This is a genomic window from Parageobacillus sp. G301 (assembly GCF_030268025.1).
GTDB classification, from domain to species: Bacteria; Bacillota; Bacilli; order Bacillales; family Anoxybacillaceae; genus Parageobacillus_B; species Parageobacillus_B toebii.
In genome coordinates this window covers 1,099,119-1,116,605 of sequence record NZ_BSDB01000002.1, presented here as the reverse complement: position 1 = coordinate 1,116,605, position 17,487 = coordinate 1,099,119, and the positions used below count along the sequence as shown (strand labels likewise).

The 17,487-nt window shown below is 41.2% G+C and carries 20 protein-coding genes; 5 read left to right on the top strand and 15 right to left on the bottom strand.

The genetic code is table 11. The annotated features are described in order from the left end of the window. Positions 1-45: 45 nt before the first annotated feature. The 3 genes from QSJ37_RS14430 to QSJ37_RS14420 form a co-directional block, all read right to left on the bottom strand. On the bottom strand, positions 46-1,212 hold the full coding sequence (locus QSJ37_RS14430) for a M14 family metallopeptidase (protein WP_285755819.1): 1,167 nt from the start codon (positions 1,210-1,212) through the stop codon (positions 46-48). Positions 1,213-1,344: 132 nt separating this feature from the next. Further along, complete coding sequence (locus QSJ37_RS14425; protein WP_285755817.1) at positions 1,345-2,301, bottom strand: ROK family glucokinase; 957 nt, start codon at positions 2,299-2,301, stop codon at positions 1,345-1,347. 6 nt (positions 2,302-2,307) lie between these two features. Then, entirely contained in the window at positions 2,308-2,520 is a 213-nt protein-coding gene (locus QSJ37_RS14420) for a YqgQ family protein (protein WP_285755816.1), read from the bottom strand. A gap of 169 nt (positions 2,521-2,689) precedes the next feature. On the opposite strand from QSJ37_RS14420, the gene QSJ37_RS14415 reads away from it, so the two are divergent. Further along, a complete protein-coding gene (locus QSJ37_RS14415) occupies positions 2,690-3,562 on the top strand; it encodes a hypothetical protein (RefSeq protein ID WP_015864492.1) in 873 nt (290 codons plus the stop codon). Here QSJ37_RS14415 and QSJ37_RS14410 read toward each other — a convergent pair. The 5 genes from QSJ37_RS14410 to rpmG all read right to left on the bottom strand — a co-directional run bounded on the left by QSJ37_RS14410 (position 3,559) and on the right by rpmG (position 6,804). Beyond that, positions 3,559-4,728, bottom strand: coding sequence for a rhomboid family intramembrane serine protease (locus tag QSJ37_RS14410; protein ID WP_015864493.1), 1,170 nt, complete (start codon positions 4,726-4,728; stop codon positions 3,559-3,561). The genes QSJ37_RS14415 and QSJ37_RS14410 overlap by 4 nt on opposite strands. A 205-nt stretch (positions 4,729-4,933) precedes the next feature. Next, positions 4,934-5,110, bottom strand: a complete 177-nt coding sequence (locus QSJ37_RS14405) for a hypothetical protein (RefSeq protein WP_285755815.1) — start codon at positions 5,108-5,110, stop codon at positions 4,934-4,936. 116 nt (positions 5,111-5,226) lie between these two features. Then, entirely contained in the window at positions 5,227-6,006 is a 780-nt protein-coding gene (locus QSJ37_RS14400; RefSeq protein ID WP_285755814.1) for a DUF92 domain-containing protein, read from the bottom strand. After that, entirely contained in the window at positions 5,999-6,568 is a 570-nt protein-coding gene (locus tag QSJ37_RS14395; RefSeq protein WP_285755813.1) for a 5-formyltetrahydrofolate cyclo-ligase, read from the bottom strand. Before QSJ37_RS14395 ends, QSJ37_RS14400 begins: the two co-directional genes overlap by 8 nt. Before the next feature lie 86 nt (positions 6,569-6,654). Further along, positions 6,655-6,804 (bottom strand): 50S ribosomal protein L33, encoded by a 150-nt coding sequence (rpmG, locus tag QSJ37_RS14390; protein ID WP_015864497.1) that lies wholly within the window; start codon positions 6,802-6,804, stop codon positions 6,655-6,657. A gap of 161 nt (positions 6,805-6,965) precedes the next feature. Here rpmG and QSJ37_RS14385 point away from each other — a divergent pair, with 161 nt between their 5' ends. Together QSJ37_RS14385 and QSJ37_RS14380 are read left to right on the top strand one after the other, a co-directional pair. Then, positions 6,966-7,319, top strand: a complete 354-nt coding sequence (locus QSJ37_RS14385; protein WP_373467248.1) for a hypothetical protein — start codon at positions 6,966-6,968, stop codon at positions 7,317-7,319. Next, entirely contained in the window at positions 7,316-7,765 is a 450-nt protein-coding gene (locus QSJ37_RS14380) for an endolytic transglycosylase MltG (protein WP_285755812.1), read from the top strand. The genes QSJ37_RS14385 and QSJ37_RS14380 overlap by 4 nt, the downstream gene beginning before the upstream one ends. 47 nt (positions 7,766-7,812) lie before the next feature. Here QSJ37_RS14380 and pstB read toward each other — a convergent pair whose 3' ends face one another. The 4 genes from pstB to sodA all read right to left on the bottom strand — a co-directional run bounded on the left by pstB (position 7,813) and on the right by sodA (position 13,112). Further along, positions 7,813-8,625, bottom strand: a complete 813-nt coding sequence (pstB, locus tag QSJ37_RS14375; protein WP_285755810.1) for a phosphate ABC transporter ATP-binding protein PstB — start codon at positions 8,623-8,625, stop codon at positions 7,813-7,815. A 228-nt stretch (positions 8,626-8,853) separates the two neighbouring features. Continuing rightward, a complete protein-coding gene (locus tag QSJ37_RS14370) occupies positions 8,854-10,983 on the bottom strand; it encodes a peptidoglycan D,D-transpeptidase FtsI family protein (protein ID WP_285755808.1) in 2,130 nt (709 codons plus the stop codon). 92 nt (positions 10,984-11,075) lie between these two features. Continuing rightward, entirely contained in the window at positions 11,076-12,362 is a 1,287-nt protein-coding gene (locus tag QSJ37_RS14365; RefSeq protein WP_285755807.1) for an MFS transporter, read from the bottom strand. A gap of 135 nt (positions 12,363-12,497) precedes the next feature. Further along, positions 12,498-13,112 (bottom strand): superoxide dismutase SodA, encoded by a 615-nt coding sequence (gene sodA, locus QSJ37_RS14360; RefSeq protein ID WP_015864503.1) that lies wholly within the window; start codon positions 13,110-13,112, stop codon positions 12,498-12,500. Positions 13,113-13,344: 232 nt separating this feature from the next. Here sodA and QSJ37_RS14355 point away from each other — a divergent pair, with 232 nt between their 5' ends. After that, positions 13,345-14,121, top strand: coding sequence for a DUF1189 domain-containing protein (locus QSJ37_RS14355; protein WP_285755806.1), 777 nt, complete (start codon positions 13,345-13,347; stop codon positions 14,119-14,121). A 28-nt stretch (positions 14,122-14,149) separates the two neighbouring features. Here QSJ37_RS14355 and pstA read toward each other — a convergent pair whose 3' ends face one another. From pstA to QSJ37_RS14340, 3 genes are read right to left on the bottom strand one after another with little or no spacing between them, the layout of a single operon-like run. Next, positions 14,150-15,061 carry a phosphate ABC transporter permease PstA gene (pstA, locus tag QSJ37_RS14350; protein ID WP_285755805.1) on the bottom strand — a complete coding sequence of 304 codons (912 nt, stop codon included), beginning with the start codon at positions 15,059-15,061 and terminating at the stop codon, positions 14,150-14,152. Position 15,062: 1 nt separating this feature from the next. Then, positions 15,063-15,953: a phosphate ABC transporter permease subunit PstC gene (pstC, locus tag QSJ37_RS14345; RefSeq protein WP_285755804.1), complete on the bottom strand. Its 891-nt coding sequence runs from the start codon at positions 15,951-15,953 to the stop codon at positions 15,063-15,065. Positions 15,954-16,013: 60 nt separating this feature from the next. Next, positions 16,014-16,910: a phosphate ABC transporter substrate-binding protein PstS family protein gene (locus QSJ37_RS14340; RefSeq protein ID WP_285755803.1), complete on the bottom strand. Its 897-nt coding sequence runs from the start codon at positions 16,908-16,910 to the stop codon at positions 16,014-16,016. A gap of 176 nt (positions 16,911-17,086) precedes the next feature. Between QSJ37_RS14340 and QSJ37_RS14335 the strand changes: the two genes are divergently transcribed. Further along, the gene (locus tag QSJ37_RS14335) at positions 17,087-17,416 is read left to right on the top strand and encodes a LysM peptidoglycan-binding domain-containing protein (protein ID WP_285755801.1); all 330 of its coding nucleotides are present in this window, start codon (positions 17,087-17,089) and stop codon (positions 17,414-17,416) included. The last annotated feature ends 71 nt before the right edge of the window (positions 17,417-17,487 follow it).

Sequence of the window (17,487 nt, the reverse complement as noted above, 5' to 3'; positions counted from 1 at the left end):
AGGCATTTACAAGCCTCTTGCGTTTTTTATATGTTATGATTTTCCTCAAGCCATATACAGCGCTGCTAGAAAAATGCCAAGACTATCTTCATAAATCTCTGTAAACTGTTCAATTGGCAGCGGATTTACTCCTTCGCCTAATTCCACCGTATACCCTCTTCGCTTCCACGTTTGAATAAACCAATCGCGATATCCCGCATGGCTGTCAATATACTTTACTGCTTGATAACCACTCGTTTTCGCAAATTCCTTTACCGTTTCTTCCGCCTCAGATGGCTCAAATCCTTCATATCCCCAGTATATCTCTTTTCCTTGCGTGTGAAACGCTAAAATCATGTCAAAATCACTTTCTTCCGTTAATGCAGCCATCGCTTTTGCCTCCGGTTCAGTAAGCGGTGCAAATCCCGGAAAATCACGGGGAGCCGGTGCTTTTGGAATTTTACGGGCTCGTTCGACTTCCCATTTCGCCGGAAATTGATTATTTAAATCAACGCCGCGAATGTTCGCTTTCCATTGTGAAAAGTCATCGGAGAATCCTCCATTCATTCGAATCACTTCGCTTCGATACGGTTCTTGCTCAGGGGGACCGTGTAAAACGAGGTCGACGCCATCTGGATTCACCATCGGCACAACAGATAATGTCACTTTTTTATAATAATCAAGCATATGATGTCCTCGAATTGGCTCACTGTTTGTCACTGCTAGCAAGTAATCGTTGAGAAACGTCATGATAATCGCCGTTGTAATCCATTCGTTCGCATGGAACGAACCGTTCAGATGAACGCGAATCGGCCCTTGACCAATTTTTATTTCGATTAATGGCAATCCGAGCACACTATATCCGATCGTTCTTGTTCGCACAAATGGATAACAGCGGCAAAGTGCTTCAATATCTTGCTGTAGTGCGGAAAAATCGTATGTTTTCTGCCCTTGAACAACGCGGGAAATCACTCTCTTTGGCAGCTGCACTGATCCGCTGATAATTTCAGGCGTCCCTTTCATCCGTTGCAATGCTTCTTCATGCACAGGGAAAAAACTAGCCAACTCTTCCCACGTATGAACGGTTTCATATCCTGGAATACGCACAACTTCACCTGGTTCTAGTTCATCCTTTTTTATATGTGGATTAGAGTCTGCCAACAATTCGTAAGGAACGGAAAACCATTTGCTATACATCGCTAGCGTGTCACCTAGAGAAGCATATATATTCAAAGCGGTCTCTCCTTCCTAGATGTTCTACCTTCAACATATGAGCATACGGTGTAGAAAATGAAAAATAAAAAACGATTCATCGGCAGATGTCCTTTCGATGAATCGTTTACCTCTTGCATATTCACTTTGTAATCAAACAGACAGTGACATTTTTGCCAACCATGCACCGCCAATTACTCCCGCATCATTGCCAAGCGTCGCCAATACAATCGTGGCTCCCTCCGCGACACGCGGAAACGCAAAACGACGGAAATAAGTACTGACACGTTCTACTAATATATTACCTGCTTTTGATACACCGCCGCCAATAACGATTTTTTCCGGATTTGACACATTCGCTGCATTCGCCAATGCCAGTCCGAGGTAAAACATCACTTCATCCACAACCTCGAGCGCTAGTTCGTCATTCGCTCTCGCCGCGTCAAATACCGCTTTGGCAGTTACGGTTTCATCGCGAAGCAAAGTCGGTTTATCCCAATGTGATAATTTTTCTTTTGCGATTCTTACAATTCCCGTGGCAGAAGCAATCGTTTCCAAACAGCCGGTTTTACCGCAATTACACGGCGCACCGCCTTTTGGAAGCATTGTCATGTGGCCGATTTCTCCACCGGCACCGTTTACGCCGTGCACAATTCGACCATTGGCAATAACCCCACCTCCGACACCGGTACCAAGTGTGACGCAAATAAGGTCGCGCGCGCCACTTCCAGCTCCTTTCCACATTTCCCCGAGGGCGGCAATATTCGCATCATTGTCCACCGCTACAGGAAGGGATGTTTCTCGCTCAAGCCGATCTTTTAATGGGTAATTTTTCCACCCTAAATTCACCGCTTCATAAAGCATCCCTGTTTCCATATGCACCGGTCCCGGCGCGCCGATCCCAATGGCTAAAAGCCGATCTTTGCTTTCTCCAAGGCGATGTAACGTCTCCTCTAGCGATTGTGATATATGCTTTACAATGTTTTCCCCTTTGTTCGAAATATCGGTATCGATCTCCCATTTATGTACGATATCACCATCTGTTGTCACAAACGCCATTTTAGTCGTCGTTCCGCCTAAATCCACTCCAACAAGCCATCTTTCCGTCATGTTTCGTCATTCCTTTTTCATTCGTTTTTCTCTTTCGAGTTGCGCCTCATGTCTTAATATAAAAAGCGCCATTTGATAATCTTTCACATCAATCAGCTGCGACTGGTATAGTTCTTTTAATTCTTCCTCCATCAGCTCTAAATCTGCTAAACGATCCCCTACATATATAATCGTTCCAAACTGTTTTAAAAGTTGCTGCACATCGTATACCGTTTTCATTGTTTCACCTGCACATTTTTTACTCAATATAAATGTATAAAGAAACGTCCATTTTCGTCAAGAAAGGAAAAAACTTGAACGCATCATGGACAATGGAAAACAAATTCATACATCTTTTCCCCTTTACGTGCATATATTGGTGACAAACTTGTCCGTGTAGGGGGCTATTATGAGAAAATTAGTTCCAATCACAATGATTATAGCAGCGTTTTTATGCATTATTTCATTGTTTCCATTTTCCTTCCATCGACCAACGAAAGAAACGATCATCTTTTTCCCGATTAATCCGCACGTAAAGTTTCATGATGCAAAAACAAAGCTTCAATTGCAGCCGCGAAAACGGGAAGGAAAGTATTCATTGCTTTGGTCAACATCGTCTTCATTAGACCGGAACGCTTACTTGCGTCAAGATATTTCCTTGCTTTTTGCAGATGGGCGTCTTGTTGATCGTCTGTCAAAATGGAAGAATAATGTCCAAACATTAGTGCAGGAAAAAAAAGTGACAGCAAAAGATAGCCATCTTTTTCAAACGATTTCTTTTCACCATGGAGAACTTCATGAAGGAAATGCAATAACAAGCAGCCAAACAATGACAAGCGATTACTTGTACGTGATCGATTCTCCGTACAGCCCGCTTGCTTCCTTTCACCGTGCAACAACAAGGGATGAAAAAGAGTGGCAAAAAGTATTAAACAAAACGACAAACGAATTTCTTCAGCAGAAAGCACAATCGCTCTTATCTCACTTCTCTATAAACAGCCAACAATATTATTCATTCTATTTGCCTGATTTAATTATTTACAATGAACAACCTTTGCCTGACCTTTCTATGGAAAAAACGCAAGAAATACTTGGGAAACTTTGGGAAGGAATATATAAATCTTATTTTCTCGGCATAAAAAAAGAGGATGGATCCATCCTCTCGCCAATCGGCAGTACAATACCGCTTATTTTAATAAGCAAAGATTATTCCCACTTAATTGTTCTCACTGAGACAAAAGATGGAGAAAAAATTCAGCTGATCCAGCAAATTTCCAGTTAGAATCCGATATATAAACCTAAGGCGGCAGCGCTCACCGTCACTAGCAATGTTCGCACTTGCCGCTTCCAATCAAGATGGTTTGGCAAATGGACAATACCCGAAGCGAGAAATCCGCCAATTAATCCGCCAATATGCCCGGCATTATCAATTCCAGGCACCATTATCCCAAATAACAGGTTGATAATAATCAAACCGATAATATTGGTTCCGATCGTTTGGAAAAATAGATGCCGATATACAGTGCCAAAATAAAGAAGCGCTCCGAATAAACCAAAAATGGCGCCTGATGCTCCTGCGGAAAGAGAAGTAGTAAATAAAAAACTGCCCAGCGTCCCAAAAAACCCCGCAATAAGATAGATAAAGAAAAAGCGCCACGATCCGTAAAGACGTTCGACCGTCATACCTAAATAGTAAAGGGCGAACGTATTCATCAATAAATGCAAAAAGCCAATGTGCAAAAAAATCGGTGTAAAAAAGCGCCACCACTCCCCTTCTTGAATAAGGGGATTAAATTTTGCGCCATATTGGATCAAAACCGCCGGATTCGTGCTACCTCCACTCCATTCCATTAACAGAAAGACGAGCACTTGCAATGCGATAAAAATATATGTAAAAACAGGCTTCCCGTATTCAAACAATCGTCTTTCTCTTTCATGCTGTTCTCTCGCTTCCCGTAAAATATCCTGCTTCAACCGCTCCGCTTCAAAAAATGGATCAATATCATTCACTACTGTCGGAAGGACAATAGGTGTTTGGACAATTTCCGTTAACTGTTGCAATGACATATTTACGTTTCCGGAATGAATAAGAAATGTTCGAAAAACAGCATTTCGCTTTTGTGAAAGCGGCAGCGGCTTCTCGATAAGAAACTCCCAATCATCAACAGGAGGGTATGTGGAAACATAAATATTGACAATTTCCCTGAATCTTCTTATCCGCCGTTTTTGAATTTGTTCGGCAATGCGCCAAGCATATTCCATATCCCGCTTCAACCATTGACTCCAATCGATGTCATAACGCACAACCCGAACAATAGGAACGTGTTTATTTTCAAGCGACTCCAGCCAAATTTCATGTGAATGATTGGACAGCTGAATTATACGATAACGCTGTTTTATAAAAAAATAAACAAGCTGCCAAAATAATAATTCCATTTTTCCATTCAAAGTCCCCTCTCCCTTCGTTCCACCAAATGAAACTCCTCGTAATTCCTTTTGGCTAAAAAACAATTCAAATGTACGAAACTATGAAGAAAAAATGAACATCTTTCGAAAAAATGTCGCAAAACAATGGGAAATGGCAGCACGAAATGTCCGCACATAGCCAATATGTCTTGAGATCAAAACATCCCACTGTTTCATTGTACCACACTTATCGAAATACTTGAGAAATGATTGTATTGCGGACAAGCGGGATATTCATTGCAAAGCGTACAAGCCATTGTTGTAAAAGGCGAACACGCAATATAGCGTTCACAATCCGGTAGCGGCAGCGATACACCACTATACTACCTATAAACATAAACACGAAATAAACAAATTTGTTCATATTCTCTTTCTCCTTCCTTACAAAAATTCCTCTTTATTGTTTTTTCCCATTCGCTTGTAAATTATGAAATCACTATAAAATAGCAAAAAACGGGCCATAAAATGGACCGTTTTTGATCATTTGCCAAGATAAATAACAAAAACATAAATAATCGTAGAACATGCAATCGATAAAACATTTACAACATCATTGTTTACAAAGCGGCTCCCTTTTATGTGCACGGTTTTTTGTCCGCAATGTTCCTTTCGTTCTGTTTTGAGACCGCATACAGGACAGCGATAAACAGTCTGCCAAGCCGCGCCGAACAATGTATCAAAAAAACTGCCGAGCCATCCAAAAAACGCTACCGTCATAATGGAAATGTTGTCCCATTGAAAAGCACTTGCAAAGCCGATAAAAGCTGCTCCCAAAAAAGCGGCAATCGTACCTAATAACGTTACCGCGCCCGATGTTCCGACTTCCGCTTTTTTGAAATTCGGCAATAACCTTGGGGCTTGCCGGCTTAAACTGCCGATTTCCGATGCCCACGTATCCGCGTTTGCAGCGGCGATGGAAATGATAAAGAGGTTAAGCCAAAGCGGCGATGGATTCAAAATGGAAAGAAAACTGATCAGTGCGGGAACTCCCCCGTTTGCAAATACTTGTATATAGTCGCGACATTCTCCTTTTTCTACTTTCTCTATCAGTTGCTGTTTTCTCTTTTTGCCAATCTTACTCCAGATGCTAGAACTAACGAAAAATATACCTAATAATATCATTCCTTTCCAGGAAAACCCTTTTCCAACGATTGTCCCAACAAGCACTGCTGCTATTGCGCCGGAAATGGAAAGGGAACGAATAAAATAGCCGCCAATCGCCACAATAGCGGAAGCAAATACGTATAACCATTCATTCATTACATCTTATAACTCCTTCGTTTGTAATAATCAATTGAACAGGGATGTCATGTTCTTCCACAGGAAGAGAGTCCATCACTTGGAATGAATAAGCTAATGAAATCGTTGGAACGGATACATGCCGCAAATAGCGGTCATAATACCCCCCTCCATATCCAATGCGATAGCCATTTTTTGAAAAACATATTCCAGGAACGACCATTATATCCATATCATTTCCTTCGACTTCGTCTGTGATCTTTTCAATCGGCTCCCATAGGCCAAAATAAACAGACTCCAATTGAGAAAAAGATTGAATTTTCCGAAACACCATCGTTTTTGTTGCCGGATCGCATTTCGGTACGCTCACCGTTTTGCCTTCACGCCATGCTCGTTCAATAATTGGTTTTGTATCCACTTCTTTTTCTTTAGAAATAGTAATGCCGATTGTTTTTGCGCTTTTCCATAACGGAAGCCCATACAATCTATCCGCGATTTGTTTATCATATGCCTGCTTTTCTTCATCGGTTAATTGTTGCAATTTTGCTTTTATCATCTTGCGAATTTGCTTCTTTTCCTCCATCTCCTTTTCCTCCTTCACCGGCATCCATCCGCCTAGTAAATGAAACAGAAAAAGACAAAAAGCAGCAGGAATCAATTTCCCACTGCTTACTTCGTTTCACGATGAGGTACCGCCTTTTTGCATCTTGGACAATATTTTTTTAATTCGAGACGGTCAGGATTATTGCGTTTATTTTTCGATGTAATATAGTTACGTTCACCGCATTCTGTGCAAGCTAGTGTAACGTTAACACGCATGTTTCTTCCCTCCAAACTATAATAACTTATAATCAGACTTTTCTATGATAGCATTTTTTTATGTCGATTTCCACATCTAATTTACGCTTTTTACAAATTATCAATTAAGTATTTATTGAAAAAACAAACCTATGATATAGTGAAATGGGGTGATGAGCATAATGGAATACATCATGATAGGTCTTATCGTCTTCTCTATTTTTCTTTTTTTTATTTCTTTTCTCGCAAAAGACAATATAAAACAAATGGAAGAACAGCTTGATCATCTTACACTATCATTCGCACAAGAATCATATCAATTGAAAAAACGATTGCAAGTATTAGAAGAAGAATTGTTAATTCATCATGAAAATCCGACGCATATCGCTTCGGCTCATGACAGCGATCGATCCACTTTAACCAAAAATCGTGTATTCACGCTATATAAGCAAGGTCTTTCTTATGAACAAATCGCCCGCGAAACCGCCCTTACAACAGAAGAAGTGCGCATGATTTTAAGGGGACTGGCACGATGATGACGAAGCAGACAATACGCGCGATTGCTCTTGGAATGTTATTTGCTACTTCCGTAATCGGCGCTGCTTACTACATGGAATTCGACACATTGACAACGGCAAAACTTCATGACGCACTGAAAAAAGAAGGGCTGATTGCAATCAGTGAATCAGAATATAAAAGGTTAAAAGAAGCAGTTAAACAGGATAATCCTGCTTCTATTTCCGACCATCCACCTTCATCCAAAACCATATATGTTTACTTTCTTACGATTCAAAAAGGCGAAGTGCCAAACGACTTCGCGCAAAAGTTAGAAGATGCTCATATTATTTCCGATGCCAACGCATTTGTAACCTATTTAGAAACACATGGGCTGACCCGCTACGTTCGTGCCGGCACTTACAAAGTACATAGCGGTATGAGTTATGAAGAAATAGGCGATCTAATCACGAACAAATCCAAATAAAAATGGGGTTACTCCCTAAAACAAGGGAATAACCCCGTTTTCGACTTTTATCCAAATCGTCCTGTAATATAATCTTCTGTTCGTTTATCTCTCGGATTCGAAAACAATTGGTGCGTATCTCCAAATTCGATGACTTCCCCGTTTAGGAAAAATGCCGTTTTATCCGAAATACGCGCCGCTTGCTGCATATTATGTGTAACGATAATAATGCTATAGTTTTCTTTCAGCTGTTGCATCAATTCTTCAATTTTCGCCGTTGACACTGGGTCCAATGCGGAAGTAGGCTCATCCATCAAAATAACATCCGGCTCAACCGCTAAACAGCGAGCGATGCATAGCCGTTGTTGCTGTCCTCCCGAAAGCATATGCGCATGCTCATAAAGGCGATCTTTTACTTCATCCCAAAGCGCTGCGGCACGTAAACTTTTCTCGACAATGCCGTCTAACACGCTTTTATTTCGTATCCCATGAATGCGTGGACCGTAAGCAACATTATCATAAATGGATTTAGGGAACGGGTTGGGTTTTTGGAAAACCATTCCGACGCTCGCGCGCAATTCTTCAACATGGTAAGAACGATCAAAAATATTGCGGCCGCGATAGCTGATTTCCCCAGTAATGCGGACATTTGGCGATAATTCAATCATTCGGTTTAACGTTTTAATGTAAGTGGATTTGCCGCAACCAGATGGACCGATAATTGCCGTAATTTCGTTTTCATAAAAAGATAAGTTAATATTTTTTAAAGCGTGATGCTCTCCGTACCATACGTTTAGTTGGTTTGTATGATATACCGTCTCCTTTTTCGCGGTTTCTCTTATATTCATATGAGGTCGTTCCATTATTACTGTTACACCCATAAATGTCTCCCCTTTTATTTTGCTATAAAAAGGTAAAACCCGCCTTTAATTCACTATCGTTTTCACTAAAAACGTTTCTATCGCCCACTTATTTTCACTAAGCCTCTGAACTTAGGATACACCGGAACTATTAACGGCATTTTAATTAAGTGTTAAGCTTTTGTTAAGGAAAATTTAAAAAAAGAAGGCACCATACGAAACAGTGCCTTCTTTTCCTATTCATTGTTGTTATTCATTTTCGTCCGTGTTTGTCTCTATATCTCCGCTTGTAGTATTGTTCGCAACATTTCCTTTTGCTCTCTCAGCCTTTAGCTTAAAATACGTATCTAAGATTCGTCTGCCGATTCTATTGTTAATGCCGTCGCTATGCCCTTGCGTCGCCCAAGGAACGACAACAGCAAATGCAACTTCCGGATCGTTATAAGGAGCATATCCGACTAATGTCAAATTATATGTTGGATCATTTCGTCTGCTTTGGATCGGTCCGTCATAGAAAGCTTCCGCTGTTCCTGTTTTTCCGGCCGGCTTATATGGTGCATCGGCGAAAAACGAATACGCTGTTCCTTTCGGCTCCTGCATCACCCGGCGGAATCCTTCCTGCACCCGTTTAATATACTCCGTCTTCATATCGATCCGGTTCAATACAACCGGCTCAAAGCGTCGGACAATCGGCCCCAATTCCTTTGCGTTATCCGTCGGCTTGCGAATCTCTTTAACAATTTGCGGCTTCATCCGATAGCCGCCGTTGGCAATCGTTGATACATATTGCGCCATTTGCAGCGGGGTGTACATATCGTATTGGCCAATGGCAAGGTCTAGCAATAGACCGGCTTTCGTTTCTTTTCCCTGAAAACCGCTGAGCTCATTTGGCAAATCAATTCCTGTCTTCATTCCTAGCCCGAATTGGCTAAAATACTTGCGAATGGTCGTGAACGCTTCAGGATTAATGCTTAATGACCGGTGTGGACGATACTTCCCGCCGCCGATGGCGATCGCCGTTTTAAACATATATACGTTCGAGGAACGCTGCAGCGCGGTCAACTCATTGATCGTCCCCATCGTCTGCCATGATTTTTTAGGTTTTGTGCCTTTTATATATAATGGTTCGTCAAGGATGTAAGTATTCGGATGCAATACTCCTGTTTGAAAGCCCGTCAGCACCGTCGCACCCTTTACTGCTGATCCCATGGCGTAAGCAGAGGTGAGATTACCAATAGCAAAATCAACAAATTCCCTTTTTCCGCTTTCACCCTTTGCAAGCAGCTTTCCAGCCATGCATAAAACTTCTCCCGTTTTCGGGTTCATCATCACCACAAACGCCCGATCAAGCAAAGGGGAATTTCCCCTCCGTTTTGTAGCCATGATTTCTTCTTGAATGATGTTTTCCACTTGCTTCTGAAGTTCGATGTCGATCGTCAGTACAAGATCCTTTCCGCGCTCTCCGTCATATATTTGCTCTATCGAAGTCACATTGCCGGACTTGTCCACGACATTTTTGATTTTTGCCTTTTTGCCATGCAATACACCTTCAAATTGCGCTTCAAGGTAGCTTTTCCCAACGCGATCATTGCGGCTGTAGTCACGTGCCAAAAAATAGTCGAGCCGTTCGCGCGGAACTCCCTCATCATCTTTCGTCACATTGCCGAGTACAGAACGAAACGTATTTCCATATACATAGTGACGGTCCCAGTCGACGGTCGTATTTACTCCTGGCAATTCCTCTAAATGCTCACTCACCACTGCATATTCTTTATCTGTTACATGATCATTCTTCACCGTTTGCGGAGTTAGCGCATATCCGCTATCCATTTCATGTTTGATTGCGATAATTTCTAATTCCTTTTTTGTAATCTCGCGCAAATCATCTGGTGTAATGCGTTTTAATGTGAGTTCATATATTTTTTTATCGATTTCTTTCTGCGACAATCCCTGTTTTTCTAATCGTTCTCGTTCTTTTTTACTTACTTTTTTCTCTGCTTTTTCTTTTCTTGTTAAAATCCAATAATCTTTCATATCACGTTCCGTAACTTTGTCAACTGGTTTGTTGATATATTTAGCCAATTTGCGTGCAATTTTGAGCGTATCTTCCGGTTTCGTCGTTTTGGAACGTGTATATGTAATCGCATTTCTCGGAGTATTATCCACAATGACGCGATGAAAACGGTCGTAAATTTTCCCGCGCGGCACTGGGGTGCTGACAATTTCATCTTCCGTACGCTCTGCCTCTTTCCGGTAATATTCCCCGTAAACAATTTGTACGACGCCAAGCCGTAAAATAAGTGCCGAAAACAGCAAAAACACAACAAAAAAAAGTATATTCAATCGAAACGGCACTTGTGCTCTTTTTTTCTTTTTCAACTAGCCTCCTCCTCTTCTTTTAGCACTTACTTTCTATTGTAAAAGAAAGATGGCAACTTTTCTAGAAAAAAACCATGGGAAAAGAGGGCTGCCTACGCTGGAGAGCCCCCTTCTTCATTCGCCAACTTTGGTGAAATAAACGGATGCCTTTCTTCATTCGTTCCTCTGTCATCTAAATGAATATGTCGTACAAATAAATAAATGATGAAATGCCCTGCGCCAAGTATTAACATTAAAATCGATATTCCTGTTCTTTCCTCAAACAATGTAATCGCAGTTAAAAAAGCGAGAATGGATACGATACGTCCGCCGTTTAAAAACAACTCGCGGACAACGATATACTCAATCCGCATTTCCGCCGATTTCCAGCTTCTCCCTATCACATCAAACGTCAATGACGAATACGGAACGAGCAGTAGAGGATAAGCGATGGCAATCGCAATCGCATATAAGATCAGGCGCGGATAGGAGACATGAAAAACGATAAGAAAAACAGCCCCATATAGCAATAAGCCGCCACATAAAATCGCTTTTTTTCGATATTTCCGTTTCATCAACCTGGAAACAACATAGTAGGCAATAAATGATGTCAGCGAGTTCACGAAGCCAAATTTCCCTAATGCCATCTCGCTTTTCGAAGTAATATACACTAATACGGAAATGACGAACATAAACGTTCCTTCGCGCAACCCTTGGAAAAAATGAGCGTTCGTAATTAACCGCCAATTTTTATTATAACGCCGTTCTTTTAAAATGCGAAGAAATAAATAATTTCCTTTCGCGGGGCGTCGCTTGAGAAAAAAACTGCAAATGACAGCAATAACAAACAAGCTAAGTGAAATAGAAAAGATAAACGTATATCCTTTCGTATTTGCCAATGAAGAAATAATATATCCCGCAACGATCGGGCCAATCATTCCAGCCATAGAAGTAAGAATCCCGAAAAACCCGTTAAAAAAATCGCGAGTTTCCGGTTCGGTAATTTCAAATGTCAATACATTAAAAGCAAGCCAATAAAATCCATAGCCGATACCTAAAAGCGCACCCAGCACGATCAAGTAGTTATGGGCACGACTTCCGGAAAGCAAAACCGTAATAAAAAAAATTGCCAAAAACGATACGCCTAACCGCAATACAATAATGCGGTCCACTTTTTTGGCCAATTTTCCAGCGAAAATAAACGTCAGCGGCTGCAATGTAACAACGGACAAATTGTATAGCGCTAAATCACGAAACTCCCCAGACTGTTTCCATAAATACACATTGACAAACGTATTGGAAAGCGCAACACTCAATGCATAAAATCCGCCGATGCACAGCAGCAACACTAAGTCCCGAGTAATTTGTTCTTGACCAGTAATTTTTTTGATGATTGCCATGATAAACTCCCCTTTTTCGTCTAAAGGGTAGTGTTGCAAATTTTCGTTGTTCTATGCATCGGGGATGTAAAAATCACTTGCAAAAACAAAAAAGACCGGGCTAAATTAGCCCAGTCTGTGCACTGCAGCAGTTCATTATTTCGCTTTTGCTTCGCTGTAGCGTCTTGCTACTTCGTCCCAGTTGACAATGTTCCAGAATGCAGCAATGTATTCTGGACGACGGTTTTGATATTTTAAGTAATATGCATGCTCCCAAACGTCTAAACCAAGAATTGGGGTTTTTCCTTCCATTAATGGAGAGTCTTGGTTTGGAGTGCTTGTCACTTCAAGCTCACCGTTGTTGACAACAAGCCAAGCCCAACCAGAACCGAAGCGAGTCGCAGCTGCTTTTGTAAATTCTTCTTTAAACGCAGCAAAGCTGCCAAATTTTTTGTTAATCGCATCTGCTAGTTCGCCTGTTGGCTCACCGCCGCCGTTTGGCGAAAGAATCGTCCAGAATAGAGAGTGGTTAGCATGTCCGCCGCCATTATTGCGAACTGCTGTGCGAATGCTTTCTGGAAGTGCTTCCAAATTGCTGAGCAGTTCCTCAATCGATTTGTTTTGTAAGTCCGCATGTCCTTCTAAAGCGGCATTTAAGTTTGTGACATAAGTGTTATGGTGTTTTGTGTGGTGAATGTTCATTGTTTCCTTGTCAATGTGTGGCTCTAACGCATCATAAGCATAAGGCAATTGCGGTAATTCGAAAGCCATATTAACTCCTCCTTTTTTGTTTTTATGTATCCGAACGCAAAATATAGTATAACCACTGTGCGTTCGTTTAAAATTAGCTTACCAAAATTGCCACAATGTTTCAATTTATTTGCTTGTAACTCCTAGGAACAGAAACGTTCCTAGGGAGATTTTTTATACGTGCGTCTTTAGTTGAATTATCAACGCGCACAATATACAATGAACAATGGAGGACAGGAAGGATGTGTCAAGGATGAATATGTTTGTGCAGCTATGGAAAAGTTTATATTCCCCGAAAGATATCGCGCGTTTTCGCTTTCAAGGAATTGGAAAAACTATTGGATATGTATTTTTGTTAACCTTTCTTTCTATCTTACCGATGGCCTATTACTTAACCACTTCTTTTGTCGAAGGAATTCGTAATACAAGCGCTCTTTTACAAAATGAACTCCCTTCGTTTACGATTGAAAACGGTCAATTGCATTCTTCTGCAAAAGAGCCCATTCATATTGATCAGCACGGCTTTACCATTATTTTTGACAGCACCGGCCAAGTAACAAAAGAAGACGTAGAGCGCTTTAGCAACGCCATCGGGCTTTTAAAACACGAAGCTGTATTAGTTGCCAATCATCAACCACAATATTATAGCTATTCTACGTTTCCAGATATAAAAATAACAGACAAAGACGTCCACACTTTTATCGAAACCCTGCAGTCACTGCTGCCTGTTTTCATTCCGTTGTCGCTTCTTATTATTTACTTATTCGCAAGCGCGAGTAAATTTATTGGCATCTGTATTCTTGCCTTCTTCGGATTAATTTTGCGCAGCACTCTTGATAAAAAACTACAATATCGCCATACTTGGATTATGTCAGCATATGCTGTCACTTTATCAACGGTGTTTTTCACCGTTATGGAGGCGCTGCAAACAGTTGTGCCATATGCTCCATTTATTCATTGGTTCGTCTCGATTGCCGTGCTATTTTTGGCAATGAAAGAAGTTCCTTCCGCAAAACCGCAAAACGAATAGGCCACTATCGGCAACGATAGTGGCCTTTTTATGCAGCGCTACTCCCCTTTTTTGTTCGACGACTTCCTAAAAAATAGCGTTGCAATGCAGCGGAGGCAAAACGAGCGATAATATTAAACAAAAGAACCATAATAACAAGTATCGCTGCCGATTTCGCCGCAATTATTTTCGCATCTGGAACAATTCCCTCTGAATTTAGTTTCCAAATGTGTACGGTTAACGTTTCTGCTGGCCGAAAAACATTCAATGGGTGTGCTTTGCTCGATAAATCGGCAGCAAAGTTTAATAACGGAGTCGTTAATCCTGCGGTATAAATTAATGCAGCTGCCTCACCAAAAATTCGCCCCGCTGCTAAAATGACCCCTGTCATGATTTGCGGAAGCGCAGCCGGAAGAATTACTTTCACTAACGTTTGCCACCGCGTCGCTCCTAACCCAAGACTAGCTTCCTTTATGCTCGAAGGAACATCTAAAATCGCATTCTCACATATACGCGTCAATCCTGGCAAGTTTAATATGGTAATCGCCAACGCGCCGCCAATTAACGTATAGCCCCATCCTGTAAGCGTCACAAACGCCAATAATCCAAACAATCCAACGACAATCGATGGGAGAGATGCCATCGTTTCGATGCACAACCGAATAAAATTAAGCATTCTTCCTTGTTTGGCGTATTCCGCCAAATAAATTCCCGCTCCTAATCCTAATGGAACAGAAATCAATAACGTAATAACAAGCATATAAAGCGAGTTAATAAGCTGAGGACCAACTCCTCCACCTGCTTGCGTATTGCTCGGTTTTCCAAACAGAAAATCTGGCTGCCAAAATCCCCAGCCTTTTGACAAAACCGTCACAAAAAATAATACAAGCAGACCAATGACGAAAGCAGCAATCACATAAAATATGCCCGTCCAAATTTTATCGACCACTCTCGATCTCATATTATCGTTCCCCTTTTTGTCCGATCATTCGTATAAGCACAATAAAGAAAAAGGAAATAAGCAACAAAATCATCGCCAATGTCCACAACGCATTGTTCCAAGCAGTACCGTTTATCGTATTAGCCATATCCATCGTTAAAATTCCGGTTAATGTCGCTGTTGGGCTATATAATCCTGAAGGAAGTTTCACCGTGTTTCCGATCACCATTTGCACCGCTAATGCTTCGCCGAACGCTCTCGCTAACCCAAGGACGATGCCAGTTAAAATTCCCGTTTTTGCTGCGGGAACGATGACTCGGCTAACCGCCTGCCATCTCGTTGAACCAAGTCCGTATGACGCTTCCAAGTAAGAAAACGGAACACTGTTCAGCGCATCTGACGTGATGCTTGTGATCGTCGGTAAAATCATTACGCTTAATACGATAATTCCAGCTAACAAACTAAATCCCACGCCGCCAAACCATTCACGAAGAAGCGGAACAAGAATTGTAACACCTAACCAACCGTAAACAACGGACGGAATGCCGACAAGCAGCTCCAATACTGGTTTTAATACAGATGAACCGAATTTTGGAGAAATAAAATGCATGAAAATAGCAAGAGCGATCGCAATCGGCGTGCTTAACAACACCGCTCCAATCGATACAAGCGTTGACCCGACGATAAAAATAACGGCTCCATATTTTGGATTCGAATCACTTGGCCTCCACTCTGTCGAGAACAGCATTTCCTTCAGAGAAATTCCGCTTTCTGTAAATGACTGGATTCCTTTGCCACAAATAAACGCAATAATAGAAAGAGTAGTAATAACGATCAGCAGACCGCAAAAAGTGACTAGGATCCTTCCGATATATTCGTTTTTCCAATAATTGAGCTTTCTTTTCTCTTTCATTCTTCCATCACCTCATGAAGAATAAGACTGGCTAAACGATGTAGCCAGCCTTTAATGGAATTACTCTAATTCAGAAATAGGAATGTAGCCCATTTCTTTTACTTTCGGAGCAAATTCTTCGCTTTTCACGTATTCGATAAATCCGCGCACTGCATCTTTCGGCTCGCCTTTTGTAATCATGTATTCATAAGACCAGAAAGGATACTTTTCCGTTTTGATATTTTCGATCGTTGGTTCTACCCCATCGATTTTTAACGTTTTTAAATCTTTCTTTTCACCAATTAAATACGACATCGCAACATAACTAATCGATCCCGGCGTTGAGTTAATCGCTTGTTCGACCGCGCCATTGGAATCTTGAACAGTTCCAATCGCTTCATTTATTTTTACATCTTTCATCACCGTTTTTTCAAAAGTTGCACGTGTTCCAGAGGAAGCAGGACGATTAATGACGTTAATTTTTTCGTCTTTTCCGCCAACATCTTTCCAGTTTGTAATTTTTCCAGAGAAAATATCTTGAATTTGTTTTACTGTTAAAGAATCAACATTGACATCTTTATTCACTACAAGCGCGAAAGCAATTCCGGCTACTTTATGATCGATAAGCTCTCCAGCTTTTGATTTATCTTCCAGCTTTTCTGCAGATGGAACATCCGAGTTTCCGATTTGTACAGCACCAGCGGCAACTTGGTTAACGCCTGTTCCGCTTCCTCCCCCTTGTACAGTAATCGAAACAGCAGGATATTTTTCCATAAATTGATTTGCTGCTTCTTCAGCAAGCGGTTGAAGAGCGGTTGATCCAGCTAACGTAATCGTTCCAGAATATGATTCTTCTTGTTTCGTTTCTGTGTTTCCAGCATTTTCTTCTGTTGTGTTATCCGATTTTCCGCACCCCGCAAGCATCCCCGTTATTAACAATGCAGCAATTCCGAATCTGATTGGTTTTTTCCACATCATCGATTGACCCTCCTAATTATTTTCTGTTGCCCATGTACATGCTCATTGTAACGAGCGAGTTTTATGCCTTTATTAAGCAAATGTTAAGTTTACGTAAAACGGGCAGGCATATTTTACATATTTTTTTCGGGACGAGCATACATAGTTACTAACAACGTTCATTGGAGGAATAATAGGTGAAAAAAGCAATCCGCGCCTTCGTCCTATGTCTCGCCATCTATATCATTTATCATGATGTAACAACAGGGACATTGATCGTTTCAACGAAAGCAACAGCAGCCCCTGAACATACGACAGACGGCAAAATAAACGTTCATATTCCGTATCAAACGGTGACCGTCCAACCGGGAGATACGCTATTGTCCATTATGGAAGAGTTGCAAAACGGGCCGATTCCTGTTCCGATTGACAAGGCGATCGCCGATTTTGAAGCATTGAATCCAGGTAAAAAAGCACAAACATTACAAATTGGAAAAAAATATAAAATACCGATATACAAACGTTAAGCAGCGAATTTCTTGTCAAGTGACGATAAACATTGTTACAATAGTTCAGAAAACGGCATGAACTTGTTTCT